Here is a 25,979-nt window from a genome sequence, read left to right as displayed (position 1 = left end):
CTGTGTATACACAGCTGCGTATACACTCGGCTCACGTTGTTGAAAGGACCTCGCGATGCCGGAACCCGCATACGTCGCCATCGCCGGCGAAATCGCGAAGCAGATCCGAACCGGCAAGCTTTCGCCGGGCACGCAATTACACAGCTATTCGGAACTGGCCGAGCTGTATGAGGTCTCGGGTGTTGTCATCCGTCAGGCGATCGCATTGCTGCTCAGTCAAGGGCTTGTCCGCACCGTCGCACGCAAGGGCACTTTCGTCTCGGAGCGACCCGATCTGGTCCGGGTATCTCCCGAGCGGCAGTTCGAAAGCGCGGAGGGTTCTTTCGGCAACGAGTCGGATCGTCCGGTGTGCGTAGATCGCGATGTTCGCCGGCTTCCAGCGGGCGACCTCGCGGAGCTGCTCGGCGTCGCTCCCGACGACGAGGTAATGCACGTGATCACTCGCGTCACCGAGGACGGCCGACCGATCTCGATCTCCGATACCTATCAACCGGTCGACCACGTCCAGAAGGCCCCGGCATACCTGGAAGAGACGATCACCGACCGGCCTCCCGCGCCCGAACACGCGACGTGGTTGGGCACCACCGCAGGCGAACTCGTCAAGACCGTGCACCAGAGATTCATCAATGCCGCCGACGAAGTGGTGATGATCTCCGACGTCAGCTATCCGCGCGATCGCTACAGCGCCTTCGTGTTCCGGATGAGACTCGATCACGACCCGGAGGTGGACGGTTTCACGTAGCAGACCGATCGGGAGTTGGCCCGTGATCGCTCCGGGCCCAGAGAAGAGCGGCCCCCGGTGGTTCCAGCCACCGGGGCCACAAACACCAAAGCGGTTCCAGCCGCTTCAGCCTTCCGTACACCTCAGAAGATTGGGCCCCCTGAAGCATGTCCAGCGTAGCTGGCCGGAATGCGATGAAACGCGCGATCGGATTCCTCCGGCGCGACATCTCCGGCGACGACCGGGAGGTCGACGAAAAAGCGATCAACGATCTCGCGGCGGCCGAGGGCTACCGCGTCGACACCATCGTGACTGTCGGCCCGGAGGTCCCGCACCCGTTCAGCCGGATCCTGGTGGCGGTGAGCAGAACCGACGCCGATGTCGTGATCACACCCAGCCACGTCCATGTGGCCGACTTCGCTCGCGCGCTGCTCGTGGTCGCCGACCTGATCATCATCACCCCGCATCAAACCTTGCGCCGCGGCGTGCGACACAGCACAGAAAGCGACCGGCCATGACCAGCTGGCAATGGATACTTCTCGTGCTGGTCGTCGTCGCGGTCGGCGCGGGCGTGCTGTTCGCGACGTCGGTCCTCAATGAGCGCCGGGAAGATCCGCCTCCCTACGAGTCTCGTGATCGGGTCGGCCGCGAGACGTTCTGTTCGCTCGGATGGCCCGCGGTCGATGCCCCGCCGGAGGATGCGGCCGCGGCCTTCAGCATCGATGAGGCGCACACATTGATGCGCACGCACCGGGACTGCCGAGTCGAATCGTGCCCGTGGAAGCGAGTCGCATTCCAAACACTGGTCGCCGCCGGACGGATCAAACCCGACCTCAGATCCGAGCGTTACGCGCGATGACCAGGTACCCAGCCGCTACCAGTCGCGCACGGCCTCCGTGCCTTCGATGAGGCTTTCACGGGCCCAATCGAGGTCGAGACTCAGCTCGGCTTCCGCTTCGTCGAAGATGTGGTCGAGCGCATCGAAAAGATCCTCGCGGTCGGCAGTGTCGATGAAGGGATCCTCTTCCTCGAGGATATTGAATGCTTCGCCGTACTCGCGGCCGATTTCGGTCAGTCGGCCGACGGTCGGATCGTCCGACAGTGCCGCAAGCACCGCCTGACGCGTCGACTCGTATTGCGCCAGCGCCTTCTGGTACTGGGTGCTGCTGATGTGACGTTCATTCTCCCAGCCGCACAGTGGATTCCCGTGATTCTCCGCAACCGATTCAGGCCGGTCGACAGGGGAAGTAGTCGGGGAAGTCAGCTCGTTCGCGCCATTCATGCCGGTGATCGTATTGATCTGGGGAGGGTTTTCCGCACCTGGTGAATCTGCTTCCGAACGCTGCCCGCTGGGCAAGCCGGCGCACAGTTCGGGGCAGTGCCGGTGGGGAGCCCCGCTCTCGCGCGGACCGAGACCCGGCGTATGGGACTGGTAAGGACCCGTATTGAACTGGTCTGCATTCCCCGATCACCTCGTTGAGTCGCGGCCGGTTTCCTTGGTGGAGTAGGTCGTCCAGCTTCGACCGGCCTCGCCCCAGACCCGGGTCAAGTGCTGGGCGGAGAAGCCGAGCGCATCGGCGACGACGGGGGCAGGGGCTTGGAGAACGAGCTGGCGAAGTGTCGCCGACTTTGTGGCCTGAGCGGGCAGGCCGGGATCATTGCGGAGATGCTCGAGCATGGTGCTGAAAATGATTGCGGCGCAGTCCCGGCGGATCGGTGCCGGATCGCCGGGTGCACTTGACGCCGGCACCGACACCTATGCCCTCATGAATGGGAAGTCCACATAACCATCAGGGCAGAAAACAATCACACTACGGTCCGTAGCAGATGGTCGGCTCACTCGATGCTGCTACCAGCTTCTGTATTGTCCCGCTGAGAGGTATGGGGTCCAGGTGTATTCCCAGTTGACTGTTCGCGAGGTAGCGGACCAGATAGTCGAACTCGGCCTTGTCGATGCGGCGGTGCTGGACCCGATGGATTTGGACTATACATTGGATGACTTCGGCGCCACCGAGTCTCAGGCCGTGCTGGTCTTACTCGACTACATGAAGGTTCGATACAGCACGGAATACAAGACCTTCCGCCACGCGTGTGAGGACGACGCATGGGTGTACCGAGAGGAACTGGAGCGGATCGCCGCCTGTGGACGCGGGTTGTTCACTATCACAGAGGTGGAATTGGTCGACACGGCCGAAGGTGATCATCTGCTGCGATTCCGCTGCAATGGACGACCGCACGAGTGGCCGATTGCGCATGGGCCGGACGAGGAATTCGACGCCCAATCGATATTCTGCTGGTCCGTGGGAGAGTTGGTGCCGCCCGGCTCGCCTGCGCGATGGTGCACTGTGGACCCCGGCGATCCCGATGTGACCTCGGAAGCATTTTTCGGGGATCCGGCGGCTCTGAATGTGCTCGGCGGCCCCTTCGGCCTGCAATTCGAGCCAATAAGGACGACCCCCGGCCTGGACCCCTCCGAGCCCGTCACTGCCGACGTCGAGCACCTCCAGAGCTGGCTTCGGACGAGGCAAGCAGGGTTTCCGAACTGGACCGCAAGATACGGCGACGGGATCACCTGGGATCACTCTTCGGAGTCGTTAGAAGCGTTGGGCGCCATCGTGTTACGCCGTACGCCGACACTCGACGCTCTGGCCGATCCGGCGAACGCGGATTTCGTCGAGGGCGCAAGCTGGTATACCGGCGAGGCGTTGCGCCGGGTCAAGGGCGGTCGATGGTTCTATCGCGACGGTGATCCCGAGGTCAACCTGTTCGATGGCTATCCATTCGTCGAACAGAACGGGCCCCATGCGAACACCGCTGTGCCATATCGCGCGCTACGAGTGCTGATCAAGCGCGGAGATCCGCAGCACCTTCGCAAGCGATACAACGACTTCTCCGCGTAATCGAGAACCTCCTCCGCTCGACCGACCGACGACCCCATACTGTCGGTGCCGAGCGATACTGATGATCGAGGCTTCGAAGTCGTCGGTACCGCGCACCTACTGGTGGAGGTAGTCGGTTCGCGGCACCGCCCAGCAGGGCCGGGTCACCACCGGCAACAAGATCCGCCCGACGCGGAGCTAAGCGCGATTTTTCTCGTTACTGGCCCCACACGCCGACCCATCGCGGACGTATCGCGGAATTATCAACGTGCCCGCACATTCTGGAACCCGCCGGATCACCGGTGAGTGGATGTGGGATGGAGTGCTGGGATGAACAACCCGAGCCGGTTTGCGGTGGCCGGTGCCACCGGCCGCGCAGGCCGAGAACTTGTCGAGGCGCTGCGCCGCGAGGGGCACGAGGTCGTCGAGATCGTTCGGGCCGACCAGACACCGCACGGCATCGATGTCGTCATCGATATGTCCAGCGCGGCGGCCGAATTGTCGGCGTCTCGACTGGGTTTGCGGGAAACGGTGGCGTCGGCGGATACCGAACGCGAACTCATGCCCCACTGCATCGATGGAACCTTCGCCGACTGGCTGGCAGCCAACTCCAGCAGGCAGGCCGAATGCGTTGTTCGCGCTCCATCATCGGCACACCGCGCTATCGCCGCGCCACCTCGACGGTGACGCGTGTCGTGTCCGCTGGTGCGCGTCCTCGAACTCGAACAGGCCGACGGACTTTCTCCGCGCACGCGGCAGCGGCGTCGGTCAGGTCGTCGCGCCGCGCCTCCGCCGCGCACGCAGTGCTTTGGCAACCGGCGCAACGGAATTGACGAGCGTGAACATCAGCCGCTCGGCTCGCGAACCCTGGCCGGGCATGATCGCCAACTGCCTGGCGATCTCGAGGCCGTTCGCGATCGCGGTGTTCGCCGCGATCACGCCGTCGCGCACGACGAACACGTCGGTGCCGAGGATGTTCAGCGCGCACCCGTTGGGCGCGACCCCGATCAAGGGCTCGGTGCCGTCGAATGTGCCCCACATGCGCCAGTGCACCGCTGCTCGGTCGTCCTGCTCGGTCACCGAGATGATCTCGGCCCGGAAGTCGGGCACCGCACGATGGATAGCCCGGAAGTAGTCGACGACTTCCTCGGGCGCCCGCAGTCGGGCGATCCCGACGAAGTCGTCGATCGCGCCGGGCTGCCAGCAAGCCGCCACCGTGTCCCAGTCCTGGGCCGCGATTGCCTCGATGTAGCGACGCGCAACCGCGCCGGGGTTGGTCTGTGTGGTCATCTCGTCAGTCTCCTCTCGTGCCGAGTCTGCTCCCCACCGTGCCGAACACGACCACGCGTCGAGGTCGGTCACGACAAACATCTCGGCACGGCGTCCGATGCCGCTCCGTCCGTAGTATCGAGGTATGCACGTGCCGTCGAAATTGTGGCGATGACCGAGCGCAAGCCGTTGGGCGTTTCCTTCGAATCGTGGATCGACAAGCAGATCCGCGAGGCACCGAGCGTGGGGAGTTCCAGAACCTGCTCGGCGCGGGAAAGCCTATTCCAGGCTCCGGTGGTGTGGATGACGAGAACTGGTGGCTGAAGAACTACCTGCGGCGCGAAGAGGCGAGCGCCGATGCGATGCTGCCGCCGTCATTGCTGTTGCGTCGTGATGTGGAGCGACTGCCGGAGGCCGTGCGCGAATTGGACACCGAACGGCAGGTGCGCGAGACGGTGACCGAGCTGAACCGGCGGGTAGGAGAAGGCCAGGAGGAACCTGAGTTCTGACAGCCCCATCTATTCGACAGACACGCGTGGGACTGGTCTGCTCATCAGGCGGATCGCCAACAGCGCAATCCACATGCCGCTTGCAATGATCCCAATCCGTTCAATGAGCCCCGCTGGTCCCCCGTCTACCAATTTGGCGGTGAGGACGAAGGCGACATAAGAGGTGGCGACCAGCAGGCCAGTGGCAACCGAATACCGGGACCAGCCGCGACTTTCGAGCGCCTCATCGCGCCGTGCCAGCACGAAGCAAGCCGCAGTCAGCGAAGTGAACTGAACCAGACCAAGGAGACTATGAACGGCGCCGTGAATGGTTAGCGCTTCCGACGCTCCTGGTGGGTAACCCAGCGACGGGTCGGGAAGGATAGGCCCGATGGCGATGAAGGTGAGGCCATAGATGCCGAGCAGGATGGGGCCCCAGGTGGAACCACGTCCTGTACGCAGAAGCAGCCTCATCGCGATGGCAAAAGCGAGCAGGAGCGCTCCGGTGACGATGTAGTTGGTTATTTGCATCCACCCACCAGGCCCCAGTTCGAGGTTGCTGTCGGGGACTATCCAGGCGTTGTAGCCAGGGCGTATGGCCCCAAGGACGAGAATGACAACAATGTTGAGCAGCGGAGCGATGACACCGCAAGCCAGCAGCAGTCTCATCGCCGCTGACTGCTCGCCAGTACGTTGTGCTGAGGTTTGGGCGGTCTGTGGCTTCGCAGGGCCGAGGGTGTCGGTCACGACATGTGTCCTCTCGTCGACGATCAGGGTGAGGGTTCGAGTTGCGTTCGGTTCGCCGACCGCACCCGAGGTGAACACCACTATCGACCGATCGGTCACCCCGGAGATTGGAAAAATGTTCCCCAGGCTCGGTACCGATCCAGGGCGATGACAGGCAGATTGCCCGCGTGCAGCGCCCCCGGTGTGCGGTCCGCGAAGATCGCCACATCCCGGCACAGATGAGCCTGATCGGTGTACCCACACACCGCAGCGACGTCGGCGGCGGGCCGGCCCGCTAGTAAACCGTCGACCGCGCACCGGAATCGGACCAGCATCGCCGCCCGCTTGGGTGTCAGACCGATCTGGGATTCGAACCTCGCCCACAGCCGTTTACGGCTCCATCCGAGGGATTCGGCGAGCTCGCCGACCTTCACCTGGCCACCGGAGGCGAGTATGCGATGCCACGCGGCGATCACCTCGGGATCCGGCGTCCGCATCGGCCTGTCGCGCTGCGCCAGAAACGATTTCGTCAGTGCGAACCGTTCCTCCCAGGTCCCGGCGTCCGCGAGTTGCTCGCGCAGTCGCCGAACCTCGGATCCCCACAGCTCCTCCAACGGGACAACGCCACGGCCCAGATTGGTTGCGGCAATACCCAACAGGGAGTGCGCCCGGATCGGCGACAGGCGAACCTCCACGCACTCGGCCTGCCTGCTACGAATGCGCATGGCCGCCAGGGGAAGTCCCACGACGAAACCGCCCAATGCCTGCCGCCCACCAGCGTCGTCGACAATCAGTTCGCGACCCCCGAACTCGATCACCACGGCGACCGCCGTCGTCGCGGCAACCCGCAAGTCCAACCCAGCGCCACCCACATCGCGGTATCCGATGATCGCGGCACCCGACGGCGCGGCAGCGGACGGACCCGCGAAATCCCAACCCACACCAGGCCCGCAGCCGATATCCGCAACTCCCACCCGGTCCAGGCTACGGAAACGTGAAAACCCCGCGCAGCACCCGCACGCAACTCGACATCGATGACCTCGACCTGGCGGGCTGGTGCGCCCGGGGTGAAGTCCACGGTCGGCCGAGCTGCGTAAAGCTCTGAGGTGACATCGCTTTCATCACCATCGACGCCCTCGGCGTTACGAGTTCGTCGCGGACCTGATGCCTTAGCCGGGTCAGGCGGCGTCGGCGGGGGATGATGGCTTCATGTCATCGGATCTCGCCGCGTTCGTTCGGGGCCTGCCCAAGGCCGAATTGCACCTGCATCTGGAAGGCACGCTGGAGCCGGAGTTGAAGTTCCGGCTGGCTCAGCGCAACGGCATCGAGTTGACGGAGAAGTCTGTCGCCGAGGTCAAACAGACCTATAAGTTCCACGATCTGACATCGTTCCTGCAGGTCTACTACCCGGCCATGCGGGTGCTGCAGCAGTCGCGGGACTTTCACGACCTCGCGTTCGACTATCTGACCCGGGCGCACGCCGACGGGATCCGCCATGTCGAGATGTTCTTCGATCCGCAGGCGCACACCGGCCGCGGTGTCGCCTTCGGCACGGTGATCACCGGCTACCGGTCGGCGATCGTGCAGGCGCGCCGGGAGTTCGGGATCTCCGCCGAGCTGATCCTGTGCTTCCTGCGCGACTACTCCGCCGAGTACGCGATGGCGACCTTGCTCGAAGCGCTGCCGTACAAGGATTGGATCATCGGAGTCGGCCTGGACTCCGACGAGCGCGGTAATCCGCCGAGCAAATTCGCCGCCGTTTTCGCCCGTGCCCGGCGCGAGGGCTTCCTGCTGACCATGCACTGCGACATCGACCAAACCGACTCCATCGAGCACATCCGGCAGGCGTTGGAGGACATCGGCGTCGACCGCCTCGACCACGGCACCAACATCGTCGAAGACGACCGGCTCGTCGAGCTGGCCAAATCCAAGGGCATCGGACTGACCTGCTGCCCGGTCTCGAATTCGTTCGTCACCGAGCAGATGAAGTCGACCGAAATCATCGCTCTGCTCGACCAGGGGCTCGCGGTCACCGTGAACAGCGATGACCCTTCCTACTTCGACGCCTACGTGGCGGACAACTACCTCGCCCTCGCCGCGCACGCCGGTCTCGACACCGACCGATTGGTCGCACTGGCCAAGAACTCCTTCCGCGCGTCGTGGATTACTCCCGCCCGGTTGGACGCGTTCCTCGGTGAGATCGACGACTACGTCACGAAGAACCGCGAAGCCTGACCACAGCGCTGCGGACCCGACAGCGCGCCGGGATCAGGACAGGAATCGGAGTGACGACGGCTCCCCGTCGAGCAACAACGCGGTGTGTTCGGCGACATTGAGTCCGTCACTCAAGGTCGATCCTGCGTTCAACTGTGCGATGACAGCCGCCTCGGCGGCTTTGACGGCCGCCGCCGCGTCCAGGAGGGCCTCGGCGCGGGCGGGATCCACGACGACGACGCCTTCGTCGTCGGCGAGGATCAGCTCGCCCGGGGCGACCGGGACGCCGCCGCAGGTGATCGGGATCTGTAGTTCGCCGAGGGCTGCGGTTGTGCCTGCCATAGGGGTGACATAGCGGCTGTAGATCGGGAGTTCGCAGGTGCGGACGTAGGCGATGTCGCGGTAGCCGCCGTCGATGACGATGCCGCCGAGCTTCCTGGCGAGGGCGCCGCGGGCGAAGAGTTCACCGGCCAGCGCGATCTCCTTGCCGCCGCCGTCGACGACGATGACATCGCCTGGCGCAGCGGATTCGATGGCGCGCAGAACGGCGAAGAAGTCGTCTCGGCATCGGACGGTGTACGCGGGCCCGAAGATTCTCGTGGTGGCCGAGCGGGATCGAATCGCGCTGTGCAGCACGCGCGTTGCCTTGTCGACGTCGCAGAGTGCCGTGGTGTCGACGGCAAGGAATTTCGCGCGCAGCTGGTCGTGCGGCATCGGCAAATGCCCCTTCGAGGCTCGACGTGTGTGATCCAGGTGGCATCGTACGGGTCAGTGGCACACCGGTAAGGTTCAGCCGGACCAGGGGATCGTCGATGAAGGCAGGTCGATGCTCATGCTTGCTCGGATAGTTCGCTTGACCGTCGTCATGGTGTGCGCGGCAGTCGGTTCGGTCGCGGGCCCTGCGGTCGCGGCCCCCGCCATCGGTCGACATCCGGTGTTGGTGATCGGTGGGTACGACGCCGAGCAAGGGAAACTGGAAAGCCTGCGGGCATGGCTCGGCGCGCGCGGGTATCGCGCGTATTCGATGGTGCTGCTCGGCAACCCGACCGGAACCGCGGCGATCGCCGACTCGGCGCGGGCGGTGGCCGACAAGGTTGCGGAGATCCGGCGCGAGACCGGTGCGGTGCGCGTCGACCTGGCCGGCCACTCCATGGGTGGCCTGGCCCAACGGCACTATGCCAAGTTCCTCGGCGGATCGGATGAGGTCGGCACCTACGTCGACTTCGGCACGCCCGAACTCGGTGAACCGCTCGGATGGCTGTGCGCGGGGTGGTCTCAGGGCTGTCGCGACCTCGCTCCGGGATCGGAGTTCCTCACCGAACTCAACGCCGACCCCGCAGTGCCGCCCGGCCTGCCCGCCTACCATTTGTTCACCGAAGGCGCTGGGGGAGAGACGAACTCGCTGCCCGGAGCCACGAACAGGAGCATCCAGTCGTTCTGCCCCGTACGGCAGGTCGGTCACGCCGACGAACCCGTCGACGGCGCGGTGCGGGAACTGATCGATTCCGCGCTGCGGGGTGGGCCGCTCACGACCAGCTGCCCGTAGCGTGACCAGCGATCCGACAACCTGATCGGCTGGTCATGGCTCGGTTACCTGATAGCGGCCACGGTGCGGGCGGACACACGGCTGCTCATCGCTGATCGCGGTGGGCACCGTCATCGAGTGGACCGCGCATAGGAAAGCCGATCCGGTGCGCCGCCGCGCGAACGCGGCTCGACTGCGCCAGGCGGCCGATTCACAGGACGGCGGTGCGCACGAATCCTTGTGTTCGGTCGAGCAGTTTCCGGGCGGCTGCCGCGTCGACCCCCGCCAACTGCATGACGATGGCGGTCTTCGCGTGACCGCCCGCAGCATCCAACAGGGCTGCGGCAGCGGGTGCGTCCACTCCGGTGGCCTCGGCGATGATACGACGGGCCCGGTCCACGAGTTTGGCGTTGGTCGGGTGCAGGTCGACCATGAGGTTGCCGTAGACCTTGCCGACCTGGACCATGGTCGCGGTCGAGAGCATATTGCAGACCATCTTCTGCGCGGTGCCGGCTTTCAGCCGGGTAGAGCCGGTCAATACCTCAGGGCCGGTCTCGATCTCGATGCCCACGTCGGCATGCGCACTCGCGTCGGCATTGCGGTTGCAGGAGATCGCGACGGTCGCGGCACCCACCGATCGCCCATAGCGCAACGCCCCGATGGCGTAGGGGGTTCGCCCGCTCGCCGCCAGGGCGACGACGACGTCCGCGGTGGTGAGATTCGCTGCGGCGAGGTCTAGTTCGGCGCGTGCCGGGTCATCTTCGGCGCCCTCCACTGCCTTCGAGAATGCTTCGGGGCCGCCGGCGATGATCCCGATCACCTCACCGGGATCGATGCCGAAGGTGGGTGGGCATTCGACCGCGTCGAGCACGCCGAGCCTGCCGCTGGTGCCCGCACCGATATAGATCAGCCTGCCGCCGCGCCGCCGTGACCCGACGATCAGCTCGACGGCGCGTGCGATCTGCGGAATTGCTTGTGCCACCGCAGCGGCCACGCCCGTGTCTTCGGCGTTCATCGTGGCCAGCAGCTCGATGACGGGCATCGAGTCGAATGCGGTGGTGCGCGGATTCGGTAGTTCCGTGGTCAATGATCCGATGTTGTGCACTTCGCCTCCTGTGTCCCGCGAGAGATCGACCCGGTCCGTGCTCCATAGGTGTCCGCCCACGTTGTCAGTGCACCGCAAGTGCAGCTCACCGCACCTCCTTCGTCCGACGATCCGCGACCGCGTCATAGGTTCGGCGCAGGGCCGCAGGCGCCGACGGCGTGTGCTGCAGGACACCGACGTAGAGCGCGTCCACGACGAGCAGCTGACTCATCCGGCTCGCCATCGCCGCGGAACGGAATCCGTCTTCACGGCCTGCCACCAGTACTGTGTGTGCGGCCGAACGAGCCAGCTTCGACTGGGCTCCGGCCGTCACGGCGACCGTCGTCGCCTCGGCGCTCACCGCGCGAAGCACCGCGTCGACGACCCCTGCCGTTTCACCGGAGTGCGAAAAGGCGACAGCCACGTCGCCCGCCTCCAGCAGGCTCGCCTGCACGAGTGCGTCGTCCTCGGATGTACAAGCACCGCACCACATTCCGATCCTGGTCAGCTTCTGCGCCATGTCCATCGCGACGAGCCCGGACGCTCCGATCCCGATGAGCTGTACACGCCGCGCCCCGACCAGCGCGTCGACGACCGCCTCCATGGTCGCGGGATCGGCGAGTTCCGCGGTCGCCAACATCCCTTCGGTTTCGAAGGCGGTCAGTTTGTGCAGCACCTTCGACAGCGCGTCGTCGGCGTCGATGTCGGTGGCGAACACCGGTGCCCGGTCCTCGGCGCCCGTTGCGGCCAGTGCGAGACGCAGTTGCGGATAGCCCTCATAGCCGAGCATTTTGGCCAGCCGAACGACTGCGGAGGTGCTCGTCGCGGACCGCTGCGCGAGTTGATTCACCGTCAGCTGCGCGGCGCCGGAAGGGTTGTGTTGAATCACCCGCGCGACCTTCAGTGCGCTCGGGGTGAGCCGTGGGATGGCCGCGAGTAGCCGGGTGCGGACGTCCTCACCTTCTGCCATGGTTCACCCCGCCAGCGTGAGACGTCGCAGGAGCGTGGTCGCAGCCGCGGGGAAGTCGAATCCCGCTGCGCCGGGCGTGAGGGACCCGAGCACCGTCGTATGCGCCGCTCCGGTGCATGCTGCGTGGCTGCCCGCGATCCCGTGCGCGGTGAGGAAGCCGAGTACGGCGAACGCCGTGGCCTCCTTGGCGGCCGAGGGCAGGCCGAGTTCGTCGGAGGTGCGCAGTGTCGCGGTGCGCAGGTGCTCACGCACCATCGTCATCAGGGTGGGGTTGCGTGTTCCGCCGCCCGAGGCGATGACTTCGGTAGGTTCGAAGGGGCCGAGGGCATCGGCGATGGTGCGTGCGGTCACTGCGGTCACGGTGGCGACGATATCGTCGTCGGCCAGCGTGCGGTCTTGCAACACGCGCTCGAGGTAGCCGCTGTTGAACAGCTCCTTGCCGGTCGTCTTCGGCGGCGTGGCGTCGTAATAGGGCTCTCCGAGAAGGGTTTCCAAGAGGTAGTCGTCCACCATCCCGCGGGCAGCGCGCACGCCGTCGCGGTCGAAGTGCTCGCTGCCGCCGGTGGCGAGCTCGACCGCCGCATCGATCAGCGCATTGCCGGGTCCGGTGTCGAACGCCGCCGGTGGGTCGCCGGTGACGGTCACGTTGGCGATGCCGCCGATATTGAGCGCTGCCGAGCGACCGGGGCGCCCGGCCAGCCACAGCACGTCGAACAGTCCGACCAGCGGTGCGCCCTGTCCGCCCGCGGCGATGTCGCGTGCGCGGAAGTCGCTGACGACCGGCACACCGGTGCGCTCGGCGATCCACGCGGGCTGCCCGAGCTGCAGCGTGCCGTGCGTGGTGCCGTCGTGTACCCAGTGGTAGACGGTCTGACCGTGTGATGCGACGAGATCGGCGGTGCCGTCGAAGAACTCGTCGATGGCCGCACCGGCGGCAGCCGCGAACGCCTGTCCGATGGCGGTATCGAGCCGGCACACGGCCGCCATGTCGAGCGAGCGGGGCGGCAGTGCGGCGATCAGTTCTGTGCGTAGCCGGTCGGGATATGGCCGGCTGAGCAGCCCGGCTACGCGGACATGCATGGTGTCGTCCTGCAGGACGATGTCCGCGCCGACGGCGTCGATCGCATCGTGGGAAGTGCCCGACATCAACCCGATGACGCGCATCAGGCCACCACCTCGATCGGTTCGGGCTCGGTGGGTGCGGGCGCCGGATGGAAGCGGCTGGTGAGACCGCCGACCGCCAGTGTGACGAGCACGCCGATCGGCACCAGCCACTGAGCGGCGATGCCCTTTTCTGTCACCTTCCCCGCGACCGTGACATCGATCTTGATGACCCGCACGACGAACGTCATGACGATCACGGTGACGACGAAGGCGACGATGGCATCGAATTGGTTGGCGCGCGCGACGAGCCGGCCGAGCAGGAAGGCCCCGAGCAGCGCCCCGTAGGTGTATCCCGCGATCGTGAGCGCCGTGAGGTAGACGTTGCCGGTCGTCGCGCTGAATCCCATGGCGAACAGCGCCATCAGCAGCGCCCACACCAGCGTCATGACCCGCGCCAGCCGCAGCAGCGACTCATCGGAGATCGCCGTACGGCTGAAGCTGCGAATGATGTCCGCGACGGTCGAATTCGCCATCGAGTTCAGCGCCGAGGACAGCGAACCCATTGCCGCGCCAAGGATTCCGGCGACCAGCAGCCCCGATATCACCACCGGAAGTCCGTGCAGAATGAAGTCGGGATACAGACTGTCGGCGCTGGACAGGCCGAGTTCTTTGGGTGTCTTGCCGCCGTTGTAGGACCACAGCAGCGCGCCGACCAGGGAGAACGCAGCGAATTGCAGGGCGACGAAGACACCGGAGGCGATCATCGCCCGCTGGCTGTCGCGCAGTGACCTCGTCGCGAGGATGCGCTGCACGATCAACTGATCGGAGCCGTGCGAGGCCATGGCGAAGAGTGCGCCGCCGAGGATCGCGGTCGGCAGTGCGAAGCTGTTGGTGAGGATGTGCCCGAGGTCGAAATCTGTGTCGAAGACACGGAACTTGCCTGCGTGCCACGCATCCGACCAGCCAGCGGCTCCGACATGGCCGGTGAGGACGCAGATCGCGATGACCGCTCCGGTGAGGTAGAGGCCCATCTGCAGTGCGTCGGTCCAGATGACGGCCTTGATGCCGCCGAGGTAGGTGTACACGACCGTCAGCAGTGTCAGTGCGACGATGATGACGTCGTAGCCGATGTTCAGGCCGAACTCACTGAGCAGCAGCTTGATCGGGATGGCGGAGGCGAACAGGCGCACACCCTCGGCGAGCAGCCGGGTGCAGACGAATGTCACCGAGGCGACACCCTGGAGATAGCGGCCGAATCGCAGCTCGAGGTACTGGTAGGCGCTGACGAAGCCGCCGCGTTTGTACAGCGGGATCAAGGCGATCGCCACGATCGTACGGCCGATGATGTAGCCCAGCGCCAGCTCGACATTGCCGAAGCCCTGGTCGGTGTAGGCGCCGCCGGGGACGGAGATGACGGTGAGCACGCTCGTCTCGGTCGCGACGACCGAGAAACACACTGTCCACCAGGGCATTCGGCCCTCGCCGACGAAGTAGTCGCTGCTGGATTTCTGCTTCCCGGACAGGCGCAGGCCGATCCAGGCGACGACGACGAGGTAGACGACGATGACGGCGAGATTGAGTGCGTTCATCGCAACTCCCCGGTGACGCGGCGGACGAATGCAAATAAGTGTCAGCCGTCACACAGGTGGTGTCAATATTTGTCAGGCTATTCGCGCCACCAGCGCTTCGAGTGCGGTCGTGGTGTCGAGGGCCAGCAGTGCCGCGCCGTCGATCGGATCACCCAGCGGCGCCCGGCGATCGATCGCGTGCGCTATCGAATGATCGAGCGGGTCCAGTAACGCCGCGCCGAGCTTCAGCAGGCCGCCGGTGATCGCATACGGCACCGGAGGACGGATACCGGATCGGTCGATCGCGGCGAGGACCGTCCGAGCCAGCGCACCGCCCGCGGCCGTCATAATGGCGGCCGCTGTCTCGTCGGTCGCGGCGGCCGTGGCGACGAACGGGGCGAAGCGGGCCGCGATCAGAGCCGGATTGTCTTGTTGCCCCAGGTATTTCGGCAACTCGCCCAGGGTGATGCCATACAGTTCGCCGACCGCGTCGACCAAGGCGGTGCGTGGAGCGCGGCCGTCGTGAGCGCGCAATACGGCACGCAAGCCCTCGGAACCGATCCACCCGCCGCTGCCCTCGTCACCGAGCAACGGTCCCCAACCATCGACCCTGGTGAAACGTCCCGTCGCGTCGACCGCTGTCGCGACGGCTCCGGTGCCCGCCGCGAGGACGACGCCCGGTGATCCGCCGAGCGCTCCCGCGTGGGCGGTGACGGCGTCGGAGGTCACCGCGACCGATGCCGCGGCGACCGAGGAAACAGTGCGCACCGCGGCCAAGTGTTGCGCGAGGACCGCGGCGGCCTCCGGGGCGGACGCGGCGCCCGCCGCGCCGACAGACAGTACGAAAGGCGTTGTCGGCGCGATCTGGTCGATGACGATGCGGATCGCGTGCTCCGCCGCGGCGACGCCGCCCGCGTTCGCGAGACCGGGGGAGCCCTGCCCCTCGGCGTATCGCGTCTCGCCGCCGTCGACCCGCAAGGAGCCCCGGCAACTTGTCTTGCCGAGGTCGATGGCGAGGACATAGCTGGTCATGAGCCACTATCTTTGCAGTTACCGAGGGTGCGGTCGCACGAACTGTGACAGGGATGTCATCCGGCAGCCCGGGTGCGACGCCGCGGCACCACACCCGAGAGCGTCGGATGATCGGTGGATCCGAGGACAACGCCCGTTCGAATCGCTACTGTCCGAGGGCATTAGGCGAACCACATCGGCATTGCGGTGGTCGACCTCACGTGCGTGCCGTGGATTCGCTCCTTCTCTAGCCGGGAGAATGCGTTGAGATTCACCAGAGCTACAGCGTTGATCGCGACGGCCCTGCTTGCCACAAGCGTCGGGCTGTCCGCGTGTTCGTCGAGCGACAATGCCGACGCCGATATCGTCACGACCAATGGCGGCGAGCCGCAGAACCCCTTGGTACCCACCAATACCAACGAGAATATGGGTGGTCGTGTCACCGATCGACTGTTCGCGGGTCTGAAGTATTACGACGCGAACGGGGTAGCCCATGACGAGGTGGCGGAGTCGATCAAGTCGGCGGATCGGAAGAACTACACGATCACCATCAAGCCGGACTGGAAGTTCACCGATGGCACGACCGTGACGGCGAAGTCGTTCGTCGACGCCTGGAACTACGGTGCACTCGGCACCAATGCGCAGTTGCAGGGCTCCATGTTCGACCCGATCCTCGGATACGACGAGGTGTCGGCGGAAAAGCCGACGGCACAGACGATGTCGGGGCTGAAAGTCGTCGACGACCGAACCTTCACCGTGGAGTTGAAGCAACCGTCCATCGATTTCGAGACCGCGTTGGGCTTCATCGCGTTCTATCCGCTGCCCGAGGTGGCGTTCAAGGACATGAAGGCCTTCGGCGCGAACCCGGTCGGCAACGGGCCGTACAAGTTCGAAACATGGGAACACAACGTCAAAATCGATCTGGCGCCCAACCCGGACTACCGAGGCGGGCGCCCGGCCAAGAACAAGGGCCTGCGATTCGTGATGTACCAGTCGTTCGACACGGCCTACTCCGATCTGCAAGCGGGCAACCTCGATACCCTCGACATCATCCCGGACTCGGCGCTCTCGACCTACAAAAAAGATCTGGGCGACCGAGCGATCACCAAGCCGATCGCGTACAAAGCGTGCCTCGGCATCCAGACCAATGTTCCGCACTTCGGCGGCGAGGAGGGTCTGCTGCGCCGCAAGGCGTTGTCGATGGCAATCAATCGAGAACAGATCTCCGAGAACATCTTCCAGGGTCTCAGGAAGCCCGCGCGTGATTTCACCGCGAGCACCCTGCCCGGTTTCAACGGAAATCTGCCGGGCTCCGAGGTATTGAAATACAACCCGGAGGAGGCCAAGAAGGTGTGGGCGCAGGCGGATGCCATGTCACCGTGGTCGGGTCGATACGAGATCGCCTACAACTCCGACGGCGGCCACCAGGCGTGGGTCGAAGCGGTCGCGAACAGCATCAAGAACACGCTCGGTATCGATGCGGTCGGCGCGCCGTATCCGACGTTCAAAAATATTCGGGACCTGGTGAATTCGAGGGCCATCGGCAAGGCGTTCCGTTACGGCTGGCAGGGCGATTACCCGACCATGCTGCAGTTCCTGACCTCCATGTACTACAGCTTCTCCACGATCAACAATGTCGACTACAAGAACCCCGAGTTGGACGCCCTGCTCGATGCCGCGCTGGCCGCTGCGACCCTGGAGGAGTCCTACAAGATCGTGGCCCAGGCTCAGGCTCTACTGATCAGGGACATGGCCGACATCCCGCTGTTCGATTACGTTGCTGCCGCGGGGCGGTCGGACCGGGTGAAGAAGGCTGAGCTCACCTGGAACGGACTGTTCGACTTCGAAGGAATCGAGAAGTAGCCACAATGCTCACGGCGTCTCGGACAATGCCAGCTTCACTCCGAATGCCAGCAGGACCGAGCCGGTCACCGCTTCCATCGCTCGCTTGACCGAGGGGCGGGCTATCCACGTTCTCGTGAACTGCACGCCGAATATCAGCACGCTGAACCACAGCATTCCCTCGATGTCGTGGACCACCGCGAGCGCCACACCCATCGCCAGGTGTGGCGCCTCCGGAGGAATGAACTGGGGCAGCATCGCGATGTAGAAGACGCCGATCTTCGGATTGAGGAGATTGGTGGCCGCACCGCGCGCCCACGCGCGCAGCAGGCCACCGCTCGCGTCGCCGTCGCCGTCCTCAGCGTCGGCGGTGGACCCCTGCCCGCGCCACAACGTGACCAAGGTCTTGACGCCGAGCCAGACGAGGTACACCGCGCCTGCGATCCGCAACACCGTGTAGGCCAGATGCGAGGTGGTCAGCAACACCGAGAGGCCGCACGCCGCGGCCGCGCCCCAGACCAGCACACCGGTCCCCACGCCGAGCGCCGTCGCGAAGGCGTGGTGGGAACCTCGAACAATGGCGGCGCGCAGCACCAGTGCGGTATCCACGCCGGGAACCAGCGTGAGCAGTCCTGCCACCGCGGCGAAGGAAACCAGGCCCATCCAGACACTCATGGACTCAATTTACTTGGCTCAGCGCGTCTTCCACTCGCTGTGCGCGCGGCTACGAGCGTCGGGCCCGGCGAACGGCGTTTGACCTACTGGCACTCTTCGATCGTGTGGTCGTCGGTCAGATGGACGACCGGGGACTGCGCGGGCCCGTCTATGGCGTCGAGCAATTCGATTGTTCCGGATCCGGCAAGGATTATCCCAGCGGTGGCGAGGATGAGCGCGGAACGCTTCATCGTCGACCTCCCTCCACTGTGCTGAATGGTTCGATCCAACGTCTGCGCACCGGAGGGTGTCCACTGTTTGCGCAGGTAGGGCACGTCCTGGTCAGTGTTGACACTGGCCAGTGACAACACCGGCCCACAGTCCGTGCCCGAACTACAGCGGGTCGGAAATTTCGGGCCTGGCACGGTGGGATGCGGCGATCAGCAGCACCACTACGACGGCGAGCACCGTGTGTGCGGCCCACAGTGCGAGCCATGGCAGCAGGAAGCCCTCATCGGTGAACTGGCCGCGATCGCCCACGCAGTACAGCGTGAAATTTGTTCCAGTGCCTTCGGAGTCGACGAAGGTGTCCGATACGACCATCGGTTCGGTGTACGGCTCGGCGCAGAACAGCGGTGCTGTCAGTTTCGCTTCTCCGGGCCAGATCGCAATCGGCAGTACGCATCCGACAAGGGCGGTGCATGCGGCGATCGCGGCGAGAATCACCGTCAGTTTCCTGAGACTCATACCCGCTGCACCCGAATGAACGCTCCAGCGTTGTCGAACTGGGCGACCGCTGCGGCACGCGGCGAGGTGACGTTGACCGTGATCAGAATGTCGCGGCCGAATCGATTCGCCAAAATCGTTGATACATAGCCCTGTTCGAGCCCGCTGCGCGCGAGTGCAGTATCGACGATGTCCTCGATCCGCGACAAGCCGGTCACCTCGCTCACCGCGAACGCCTCCCCGTCCAGATCATCGGACGCCGCCACCTGCACCGGCGTGGGTTTACTCAGCGACCCCTGACCGAACATGTAGTCGTCGAGCTGCTCCGGATGCTGCGGGACCCGAATACGCAAGTGCGCCAACGCCTGCGGGCCGGCAAGGTTGTGTTTCCCGCTGAGGAATCGGGTGAGCTGGGTCGGCTGATCGGGCACCACGATCCGCAACTGTGACGAGTTCGGCGCGGTCAGCAGAATGACGCTGGTCTGAAAGTCCGCCACCCCCAAGCGCTCCCGCAAGGCCTCGATCGCCCCGGCCGGCAATGTGGTCACCAACCCGCCGCCCCGTTCGTGCACCAGGTTCTCGAAGTCGCCGCGGTCGACCGCACCGATGCATCCCGTGACAGTCAGCGCGACCACGCAGGCTCCCAGCACCGACGTACGCCATCTCCGGCTCTGCGTCATGAGGTGCATGCTAACGGGAGTCGGTGTCGGAAGGCCGAAGTCCGTGCAGGCGATGCGCGTTGGCAGTGATGGCATCGTGGAGTGCCCGTTCTGGAGCGGTCGGGTGGGTGCGGCCACGCTCGGCGGCGCCGTTGTCGCGGCCGCGAGGGTGAGTCAGTTCAGCCAGTCGCCGATGCCACTGACCTTGGTGATGGTCACGCGGATGAGGTCACCGTCACCGGCCGCCGGATCGGAGAGGAAGTCGGAGTCGGGTCCGATGTAGGACTTGGCGAGTCGGTTCAGCAGCTCACGGCCGCCGGGCCCGGCTACCACGGCATTGCCCTCGACCACCATGTACTCGGCGAGACCGTAGTCGTCGATCCGGCCGGATTCATAGGACACCGCGACGCGGGGATCGCGCTGCAGGTTGCGGACATAGCGTTTGTCCAGACCCATGGACCCGATGGTGAGCACGTCGGCCTCCGCGCGGGTCCACACGCAGCGGACGTGCGGCGAGCCGTCGGCGTTGGTCGTGACGAGATGGGCGAGCAATCCGCCGTTGATCGCACCGACAGCCTTGGCAGGCAACGTAGTTGGCATGCCCGAGATTAACCCGTCGGCACGGCCTCGGCGGCGCGATCGCCCGGTGCCGACGCCGCAGCGGCCGAGCCGAGGAGCCGTGGGCGCGATGGATAGGAGCCGGACTACGAGTCAGACGTGGACGTGCTCGGGTGATCGTGCAGAAACTTCGGCACCACCATGCGCCACGCGTCGATGACGAGTTCGCGCATCTCTTGATCGTCGATGGCGGCCGTCCAGCAGTCGAGCCAGTTGTAGCGCTGATCCGATACTCGCGGCATCCGGAACTTCTCCGGTTCGGCCGCGATGAGCGCGGCGCGTTCCTGCTTGGGAAAGGCGAAGCCCATGACCGACTCGTCGCGGGAGAAAGCGAGATACACGATCCGGCCGACGCGGAACTTGATGCGGTCCGCCACGACCGCCTCGTAGGAACGGGGGAGGGTGAGTGCAAGGCCGCGCACGTCCTCGACGGTGACCATGCGCCGATCGTGCCACTGAGTACCGACAACTTTCATTTCGCATTCCTGCGGGGCCACCCGGCGGTATCGTCCGTGACCTGAGGCTATGTCTGTATTCGGAACGGCCGTCACCGTCGAGGAGGTCGCGATGCCGCGACGCATTTCAGGCCGTGCCCTGTGGCGCCACCTGCTTCGAGGATTGATCCTGTGCGGAGCGTGCTTCGGCGGATCGGCGCGATGCTATGCGGAGTGGGCTCGCAGCGATCCCGGCGGCACACAGCCTGCCGCGCGGTGGGATTGGTCGGTTCCCCACGAGTGGTACGACATGGCGCATCGTCGCTGACGCATCGATCTCAGCGCAATTCCGGCTGTCCAGCGAGGCGTCTCACAGAGCGATGGCACGGCACCGCGACGGGGCCCGACGCGAGGTGAGAGAAGGGGCCCTCGTCCTGTATCAGCGAGATTCGGCCGCGGTCACGGCCGAGAACGACGCGACCGCGTATTGACATGAATCGAAGTTGAGGTTGGACACTGGAGGCATGATTCGACCTGCCGAATTCTGGAATTCCGTCTATGACAGTGGTGCCGCGCCGTGGGTGATCGGAGAGCCGCAGCCCGCTATCGTCGATGTGATCGCACAGGGCATGGTGCGCGGCGCGGTGCTCGATGTCGGGTGTGGCGCCGGTGAGCACACCATTCATCTGGCCCGGCTCGGCTATGACGTGCTCGGGGTGGATCTGTCGCCGAGCGCGATCGCCTACGCCACGGCGAATGCCGAGGCACACGGCGTCTCTGCGCGTTTCGAGGTCGCCGATGCGCTGGATCTCGGCCGCGAACCCCGCTACGACACCATCATCGACAGCGCGCTGTTTCACGTCTTCGCGCACGAAAACGGCGACCCGACCGACTACGTCCGCAGTCTGCACCGGGTGTGCAAACCTGGTGGACTGGTGCATATCCTCGCTCTCTCGACCGCCGAACCGGGTTTCGGACCGCGCATCGGCCGCGAGGCCATTGTGGACGCGTTCGGTAACGGCTGGGTGCTCGAGGAATTGCAGCCCGTTCGCTACCGTGGGCGTGTCACCCAGGTTGTTACCGAGGCCGAGGAACTCGGACTCGCCCCCGGCAGCGTGGTCGACGAAGCGGCTTGGTTGGCCAGGGTGCGCCGAGCCGAGAGGTAGCAGCGAAAAGGCGAGCTCGCCTGATTGTTTTGTCACACAGACACATTCGGAGGACGAGCAGGGATTGCGGACGGCTATGTTCTGCCGCCTACGATCTCCGTTGCTAATCTACGCGTGCCCCAATGTGATTCCTGAGGAAAGGAGCGAACCCCCAAGTCGACGAACAAGACTTGATTAATCAAGGTGGCGCGAAGTATGCGCTCTGTGTTTATTTTCCAGTAATATGAAGCGCCGATAGCTCGCGCCCAATTATGTACGGCCGATGTTGGTGGTGTACGACCACAAGTCGCTGAGCAGATTCATCCCAGACGAGAGTGCCGGGGCGATAGTTGCATGCGCGATGGAATACGACACGCAATGCTATGGCGCTGCGGTCGTCGGATTCTCGCTGCGGATTCGCGACGAGCGGCCTCTTTGGTGGGCTCAACCCGCTTCTGGTCATGCCGTAGGTCGATACGGGGAAGCATAAACCTCGTCTTTAGATCGAGCCCGAATCCGGCACCGGGGATCTGCTGCGGGACGCGACCATCTATGCGCACCGACTCCACCAGCGGAAATTTCTTGTCACCGGATGGTGTTCCGCGTCGACATCTCGCCGTGCTCGCTGTCGATTGCGGCCGGTCGAAGACCGAATCTCCGACTTCTAGCGCGGTGGTGTGACGCTGAACAAGATCGGTGACGGCTGGTCATGTAGTCGTTTCCGTCTCTGGATCGGCGAGATTTTCGGTCGTTTCGCCGCCGAATTGAACTTCTCGCCACATCGCATTTCGTTTTATCGTGTAACACGTGAACGTTGGTGGCACGATCCACTAGTAGGCGGAATTTGGGGCTTCGGTCCAGGCAGGTCGTACGTCCAAGACATGATGCGGGATACGGCACCCCTCGGAACGTCGTCCAGACAGTGGTTTCGGGATGTAAGACGCGTGCAGCGATATATTTGAATGCAGCGATTTGCGGGAGCGTGGTTGTCCCCGATGGTGGGTGGCAAGGAATAGCTCGAACGAGGAACACATGCGGCACCGACCGGCGGATGTAGACACCGATCCCACGACGACGAGGGATATGGAGGCCGGGCCGTTTCCGCTCTCGGCGGCGCAGCGTGGCATCTGGTTCGCACAGCAAGTCGCCCGGTCAGTCCCGATCTCCATGGCTCAGTACATCGAGACCACCGGCGACATCGACCTCGAGGCAATGATAGCCGCGAGTCGTCAGGCGGGACGTGAGTTCGGCACCGGGTACCTGCGTCTTATCGAGATCGACGGCATCCCGTACCAGACGGTGGACCCCACGATGGAGACCGAGCCGACGATCGTTGATCTACGTGCGGAACCGGATCCGATGCGGGCGGCCAGCGAATGGATGCACGCCGACTACACCGCGCCACTGGATCTCCTGCACGACCACCTGGTGAAGGCCGCCGGTCTGCGCATCGCCGACGACACCTGGCTGTGGTACTGCCGGATCCACCATATCGCGTTGGACGGCTACGCGGCCGCGACGATGGTCGGCCGGATCGCCGAGCTCTACACAGCCGCAGTCACCGGCTTGCCGGAGCCGCCGTCGCGGGCGCAGTCCCTGACCGACATCGTCGCCGCCGACGCCGCCTACCGCGATTCCGAACGCTTTCGTGCCGATGGTGCGTACTGGGCCCAGCGGCTGGATGGTGCGCCGGCCGCGGTGAGCCTGTCCGGCGCTGTCGCAGCGGCGGATGCGCATCCGCTGCTGGTGAGCGCTACCCTGCCGCAGGAAACCGTCGAGCTGCTCGAATCAGTGGCTCGTGCGGCGAACTCTAGCCCGGCGCCGGTCCTGGTCGCCGCGTTCGCGGCGTATCTATCCCGAGTCACGAGCGGCGCCAGGGACAGCGAGAGCGACGACGTGTTGCTGAGCCTGCCCGTTTCGGCGCGCACCACCGCCGCACTACGGCACTCCGGCGGCATGGTGGCCAATGTCGTGCCGCTGCGCCTCACCATGGACGAAGAGATCACGGTCGGCGAGGCCATCCGTGCCACTCAGCACGAGCTGACCGGTGCGCTACGCAGGCAGCGCTACCGCCAGGAAGACATCTTCCGAGACCTCGGCTACGCCAGCGATCAGGTCGCAGGCTTCGGCCCCTCGGTCAACATCATGGCATTCGATACCAAGGTGGTCGTCGGCGAAGCCGTCGGTCGGTTGCGGGTGCTCACCTCGGGGATCATCGACGACCTGTTCGTCAATCTGTATCCGGGCATCGGCGGCGAGAGCACCAATATCGACTTCCAAGCCAACCCGAATCTGTACACCGAGGCGGAGCTGGCGCGCCACCATCGGCGGTTCGTCGGCTACTTGCGCCGATTCCTCGCAGCCGGGCCGCAGCGGGCGGTGTCGTCGGTAGAACTGCTCGACCCTGGCGAGTACGCCGAGCTGACGCCCGTGCGGGGAGCGGATCCGGTTGCGCCGCAGTCGTTCCCGGAGCTACTCGCACAGGGTGTGCGCCGCAATCCGCACGGCGCCGCGGTTGTCTCGGACGATACACAGCTGACCTACACCGAGCTCGATGCGCGCTCGACCCGGCTGGCCCGGCTGCTCATCGCGCGCGGTGCGGGCCCGGAGCGCGCGGTCGCCATCGTGATCGGACGGTCCGTGCGCTCGGTACTCGCGGTATGGGCCGTGGCGAAAACCGGCGCGGCCTTCGTCCCGATCGACCCGATGCTGCCCGCGGATCGGATCGCCCACATGCTCTCCGATTGCGGCGCGGTCATCGGATTGACCGTCGCCGACGCGCAGGCGGGGCTGCCCGGCGGCATCGACTGGCTCGTCCTGGACGACGCGGGCGTCGAAACGCTGTGCGCGCGGCAGGATGCGGCCCCGATCGCCGACACCGATCGCCACGCCCCGATCCGCCTCGACAACACCGTGTTCGTGATCTACACCTCCGGATCCACCGGATCGCCCAAGGGTGTGGCCGTTTCCCATCGCGGACTGGCAACGTTGGTCGCTGAGTCGCGCCGCGCGCTGAACGTCGACGTGACTTCCCGGCTCGGGCACGCGGATTCGCCCAGTTTCGACTCCTCCATCGAGGAACTGCTCGTGGCCTTCGCCTGCGGGGCCACCTCGGTGATCGTGCCGCCGCAGGCCTATGCGGGACCGGAGTTCGCCGCGGCGCTGCGCAGCAACGAGGTCACCCAGCTCTCGGTTGCCCCGGCCGTGCTCGCCTCGATCGACCCAGACGAGGTGCCCGCGCTGCGTGCGGTCATCGTCGGCGGGGACGTGTGCCCGGCAGACCTGGTGTCGCATTGGGCCTTCCGGGTTCGCTTGGTGAACAGCTACGGGCCCACCGAGACCACCATCGCCGCGACCATGCCCGACCCCATGCACCAGGATGCCCCGATCGCGATCGGCGGGCCGATGCCCGGGATGACGGCCGCCGTTCTCGACCGCAGACTACGTCCCGTCCCTGTGGGCGTCGCCGGTGAGCTGTACCTGACCGGCCCCGGCCTGGCCCGCGGCTACCTCGGTCGATTCGCCCTCACCGCAGCGCATTTCGTGGCCGCGCCGTTCGCCGCACCCGGCACAAGGATGTATCGCACCGGTGACGTGATGCGGTGGGCCGACCACGGCCTCGGCCTCGAACTGGAATTTCTCGGCCGCAGCGACATGCAGATGCAGATTCGCGGCCTGCGCATCGAGCCAGGCGAGGTGGACCGCTGCCTGGAGCGTCACGCCGAGGTGGCGAGGGCGGTCACTGTCCCCGCCACCACACCGGCGGGCGGCACCGTGCTCGTCTCCTACGTGTCGCCCAAGCCGGATACCGCGCCGGACCCGGTCGACTTGAAGATCTTCGCCGCCGATTTCCTGCCGGAGTACATGGTGCCCTCGGCGGTAGTGCTGCTCGACGAGCTGCCGCTGACCACCGCGGGCAAGGTGGATCGCGCCGCATTGCCCGCCCCAGATTTCAGCGCGCGCGAGCAGGTGTCGCGCCCGCCCGCGACACCGCGCGAACACCTGCTCGCCCGACTGTTCGCGGAGGTCCTGTGCGTGGATGCGGTGGGAGCGGAGCAGAGTTTCTTCGCGCTCGGCGGCGACAGCATCGTCGCGGTACAGCTGGTCGCGCGGGCGAAGGCGGCCGGACTGGTATTCACCGTGCGGGATGTGTTCGAGCGCAAGACCGTCGCAGGCCTGGCTGCCGTCGCCACCGAGGTGGCCGACGCGGCACCGGCACTGGAGGAGCTGCCCGGCGGCGGGGGGGGGGGGGGGGCCCGCCCCCCCGCCCCCCCCCCCCCGGGCGGGGGTTGGGCGCGAGATGGGGCCCCCGCGCCCCCCAACCCCCCGGGTTGTTGTAGAG

General features: G+C 65.4%; 28 protein-coding genes. 11 read left to right on the top strand and 17 right to left on the bottom strand.

Going from position 1 to position 25,979, the window contains the following annotated elements; translation table 11 throughout:
- Positions 1-55: 55 nt before the first annotated feature.
- The 3 genes from ACFU4Z_RS28350 (at position 56) to ACFU4Z_RS28340 (ending at position 1,580) form a co-directional block, all read left to right on the top strand.
- Positions 56-742 (top strand): GntR family transcriptional regulator, encoded by a 687-nt coding sequence (locus ACFU4Z_RS28350; RefSeq protein ID WP_379068606.1) that lies wholly within the window; start codon positions 56-58, stop codon positions 740-742.
- Positions 743-915: 173 nt separating this feature from the next.
- Positions 916-1,239 carry a hypothetical protein gene (locus tag ACFU4Z_RS28345; RefSeq protein WP_379068603.1) on the top strand — a complete coding sequence of 108 codons (324 nt, stop codon included), beginning with the start codon at positions 916-918 and terminating at the stop codon, positions 1,237-1,239.
- Positions 1,236-1,580 (top strand): hypothetical protein, encoded by a 345-nt coding sequence (locus ACFU4Z_RS28340; protein WP_379068600.1) that lies wholly within the window; start codon positions 1,236-1,238, stop codon positions 1,578-1,580. Before ACFU4Z_RS28345 ends, ACFU4Z_RS28340 begins: the two co-directional genes overlap by 4 nt.
- A gap of 15 nt (positions 1,581-1,595) precedes the next feature.
- On the opposite strand, the gene ACFU4Z_RS28335 is transcribed toward ACFU4Z_RS28340, so the two are convergent.
- Together ACFU4Z_RS28335 and ACFU4Z_RS28330 are read right to left on the bottom strand one after the other, a co-directional pair.
- A complete protein-coding gene (locus ACFU4Z_RS28335) occupies positions 1,596-2,078 on the bottom strand; it encodes a hypothetical protein (protein ID WP_379068597.1) in 483 nt (160 codons plus the stop codon).
- 111 nt (positions 2,079-2,189) lie between these two features.
- Positions 2,190-2,399 carry a hypothetical protein gene (locus tag ACFU4Z_RS28330; RefSeq protein ID WP_379068594.1) on the bottom strand — a complete coding sequence of 70 codons (210 nt, stop codon included), beginning with the start codon at positions 2,397-2,399 and terminating at the stop codon, positions 2,190-2,192.
- A 226-nt stretch (positions 2,400-2,625) separates the two neighbouring features.
- Here ACFU4Z_RS28330 and ACFU4Z_RS28325 point away from each other — a divergent pair, with 226 nt between their 5' ends.
- Both ACFU4Z_RS28325 and ACFU4Z_RS28320 read left to right on the top strand, forming a co-directional pair.
- A complete protein-coding gene (locus ACFU4Z_RS28325; protein WP_379068591.1) occupies positions 2,626-3,621 on the top strand; it encodes a hypothetical protein in 996 nt (331 codons plus the stop codon).
- A gap of 309 nt (positions 3,622-3,930) precedes the next feature.
- Complete coding sequence (locus tag ACFU4Z_RS28320) at positions 3,931-4,287, top strand: hypothetical protein (protein ID WP_379068588.1); 357 nt, start codon at positions 3,931-3,933, stop codon at positions 4,285-4,287.
- Between the two features lie 81 nt (positions 4,288-4,368).
- Here ACFU4Z_RS28320 and ACFU4Z_RS28315 read toward each other — a convergent pair whose 3' ends face one another.
- On the bottom strand, positions 4,369-4,890 hold the full coding sequence (locus ACFU4Z_RS28315) for an ester cyclase (RefSeq protein WP_379068586.1): 522 nt from the start codon (positions 4,888-4,890) through the stop codon (positions 4,369-4,371).
- A gap of 188 nt (positions 4,891-5,078) precedes the next feature.
- Here ACFU4Z_RS28315 and ACFU4Z_RS28310 point away from each other — a divergent pair, with 188 nt between their 5' ends.
- The gene (locus ACFU4Z_RS28310) at positions 5,079-5,378 is read left to right on the top strand and encodes a DUF1992 domain-containing protein (RefSeq protein WP_379068583.1); all 300 of its coding nucleotides are present in this window, start codon (positions 5,079-5,081) and stop codon (positions 5,376-5,378) included.
- A 9-nt stretch (positions 5,379-5,387) separates the two neighbouring features.
- Here ACFU4Z_RS28310 and ACFU4Z_RS28305 read toward each other — a convergent pair whose 3' ends face one another.
- Together ACFU4Z_RS28305 and ACFU4Z_RS28300 are read right to left on the bottom strand one after the other, a co-directional pair.
- Positions 5,388-6,203, bottom strand: coding sequence for a DUF998 domain-containing protein (locus ACFU4Z_RS28305; protein ID WP_379068580.1), 816 nt, complete (start codon positions 6,201-6,203; stop codon positions 5,388-5,390).
- Positions 6,200-7,057 (bottom strand): helix-turn-helix domain-containing protein, encoded by an 858-nt coding sequence (locus tag ACFU4Z_RS28300; RefSeq protein WP_379068577.1) that lies wholly within the window; start codon positions 7,055-7,057, stop codon positions 6,200-6,202. The genes ACFU4Z_RS28305 and ACFU4Z_RS28300 overlap by 4 nt, the downstream gene beginning before the upstream one ends.
- A 235-nt stretch (positions 7,058-7,292) precedes the next feature.
- Here ACFU4Z_RS28300 and add point away from each other — a divergent pair, with 235 nt between their 5' ends.
- Complete coding sequence (gene add / locus ACFU4Z_RS28295; RefSeq protein ID WP_379068574.1) at positions 7,293-8,318, top strand: adenosine deaminase; 1,026 nt, start codon at positions 7,293-7,295, stop codon at positions 8,316-8,318.
- 33 nt (positions 8,319-8,351) lie between these two features.
- Here add and ACFU4Z_RS28290 read toward each other — a convergent pair whose 3' ends face one another.
- Positions 8,352-9,011 (bottom strand): RraA family protein, encoded by a 660-nt coding sequence (locus ACFU4Z_RS28290; protein ID WP_379068571.1) that lies wholly within the window; start codon positions 9,009-9,011, stop codon positions 8,352-8,354.
- Positions 9,012-9,123: 112 nt separating this feature from the next.
- Here ACFU4Z_RS28290 and ACFU4Z_RS28285 point away from each other — a divergent pair, with 112 nt between their 5' ends.
- On the top strand, positions 9,124-9,843 hold the full coding sequence (locus ACFU4Z_RS28285; protein ID WP_379068568.1) for an esterase/lipase family protein: 720 nt from the start codon (positions 9,124-9,126) through the stop codon (positions 9,841-9,843).
- Positions 9,844-10,033: 190 nt separating this feature from the next.
- Here the strand turns inward: ACFU4Z_RS28285 and murQ are convergent, their stop codons facing one another.
- The 5 genes from murQ to ACFU4Z_RS28260 form a co-directional block, all read right to left on the bottom strand.
- Positions 10,034-10,927, bottom strand: coding sequence for an N-acetylmuramic acid 6-phosphate etherase (murQ, locus tag ACFU4Z_RS28280; protein ID WP_379068566.1), 894 nt, complete (start codon positions 10,925-10,927; stop codon positions 10,034-10,036).
- A gap of 85 nt (positions 10,928-11,012) precedes the next feature.
- Positions 11,013-11,876, bottom strand: a complete 864-nt coding sequence (locus tag ACFU4Z_RS28275; protein ID WP_379068563.1) for a MurR/RpiR family transcriptional regulator — start codon at positions 11,874-11,876, stop codon at positions 11,013-11,015.
- 3 nt (positions 11,877-11,879) lie between these two features.
- The gene (locus ACFU4Z_RS28270; protein WP_379068560.1) at positions 11,880-13,040 is read right to left on the bottom strand and encodes an anhydro-N-acetylmuramic acid kinase; all 1,161 of its coding nucleotides are present in this window, start codon (positions 13,038-13,040) and stop codon (positions 11,880-11,882) included.
- Entirely contained in the window at positions 13,040-14,569 is a 1,530-nt protein-coding gene (locus tag ACFU4Z_RS28265) for a sodium:solute symporter (RefSeq protein WP_379068557.1), read from the bottom strand. Before ACFU4Z_RS28265 ends, ACFU4Z_RS28270 begins: the two co-directional genes overlap by 1 nt.
- Before the next feature lie 72 nt (positions 14,570-14,641).
- Entirely contained in the window at positions 14,642-15,580 is a 939-nt protein-coding gene (locus tag ACFU4Z_RS28260; protein ID WP_379068554.1) for a BadF/BadG/BcrA/BcrD ATPase family protein, read from the bottom strand.
- 243 nt (positions 15,581-15,823) lie between these two features.
- On the opposite strand from ACFU4Z_RS28260, the gene ACFU4Z_RS28255 reads away from it, so the two are divergent.
- A complete protein-coding gene (locus ACFU4Z_RS28255; protein ID WP_379068551.1) occupies positions 15,824-17,422 on the top strand; it encodes an ABC transporter substrate-binding protein in 1,599 nt (532 codons plus the stop codon).
- Positions 17,423-17,431: 9 nt separating this feature from the next.
- Here the strand turns inward: ACFU4Z_RS28255 and ACFU4Z_RS28250 are convergent, their stop codons facing one another.
- The 6 genes from ACFU4Z_RS28250 to ACFU4Z_RS28225 all read right to left on the bottom strand — a co-directional run bounded on the left by ACFU4Z_RS28250 (position 17,432) and on the right by ACFU4Z_RS28225 (position 20,534).
- Positions 17,432-18,076: a LysE family translocator gene (locus tag ACFU4Z_RS28250; RefSeq protein ID WP_379068548.1), complete on the bottom strand. Its 645-nt coding sequence runs from the start codon at positions 18,074-18,076 to the stop codon at positions 17,432-17,434.
- A gap of 83 nt (positions 18,077-18,159) precedes the next feature.
- Complete coding sequence (locus tag ACFU4Z_RS28245; protein ID WP_379068545.1) at positions 18,160-18,306, bottom strand: hypothetical protein; 147 nt, start codon at positions 18,304-18,306, stop codon at positions 18,160-18,162.
- Between the two features lie 142 nt (positions 18,307-18,448).
- Positions 18,449-18,802, bottom strand: a complete 354-nt coding sequence (locus ACFU4Z_RS28240; RefSeq protein WP_379068542.1) for a hypothetical protein — start codon at positions 18,800-18,802, stop codon at positions 18,449-18,451.
- Positions 18,799-19,461, bottom strand: a complete 663-nt coding sequence (locus ACFU4Z_RS28235) for a hypothetical protein (protein ID WP_379068540.1) — start codon at positions 19,459-19,461, stop codon at positions 18,799-18,801. The genes ACFU4Z_RS28240 and ACFU4Z_RS28235 overlap by 4 nt, the downstream gene beginning before the upstream one ends.
- A gap of 153 nt (positions 19,462-19,614) precedes the next feature.
- Positions 19,615-20,040, bottom strand: coding sequence for a pyridoxamine 5'-phosphate oxidase family protein (locus ACFU4Z_RS28230; RefSeq protein WP_379068537.1), 426 nt, complete (start codon positions 20,038-20,040; stop codon positions 19,615-19,617).
- Between the two features lie 104 nt (positions 20,041-20,144).
- A complete protein-coding gene (locus ACFU4Z_RS28225; protein ID WP_379068535.1) occupies positions 20,145-20,534 on the bottom strand; it encodes an MmcQ/YjbR family DNA-binding protein in 390 nt (129 codons plus the stop codon).
- Between the two features lie 482 nt (positions 20,535-21,016).
- On the opposite strand from ACFU4Z_RS28225, the gene ACFU4Z_RS28220 reads away from it, so the two are divergent.
- Together ACFU4Z_RS28220 and ACFU4Z_RS28215 are read left to right on the top strand one after the other, a co-directional pair.
- A complete protein-coding gene (locus tag ACFU4Z_RS28220) occupies positions 21,017-21,658 on the top strand; it encodes a class I SAM-dependent methyltransferase (RefSeq protein WP_379068532.1) in 642 nt (213 codons plus the stop codon).
- A 1,011-nt stretch (positions 21,659-22,669) separates the two neighbouring features.
- Positions 22,670-25,979, top strand: a 3,310-nt coding sequence (locus ACFU4Z_RS28215) for an amino acid adenylation domain-containing protein (RefSeq protein WP_379068529.1), incomplete at its 3' end; no start/stop codon positions are given.

This window comes from Nocardia sp. NPDC057440 (assembly GCF_042802915.1).
In the GTDB taxonomy this organism is placed as follows: domain Bacteria; phylum Actinomycetota; class Actinomycetes; order Mycobacteriales; family Mycobacteriaceae; genus Nocardia.
The sequence above is the reverse complement of the archived record's forward strand: the minus strand, read 5'-3'. Positions and strand labels throughout refer to the sequence as shown.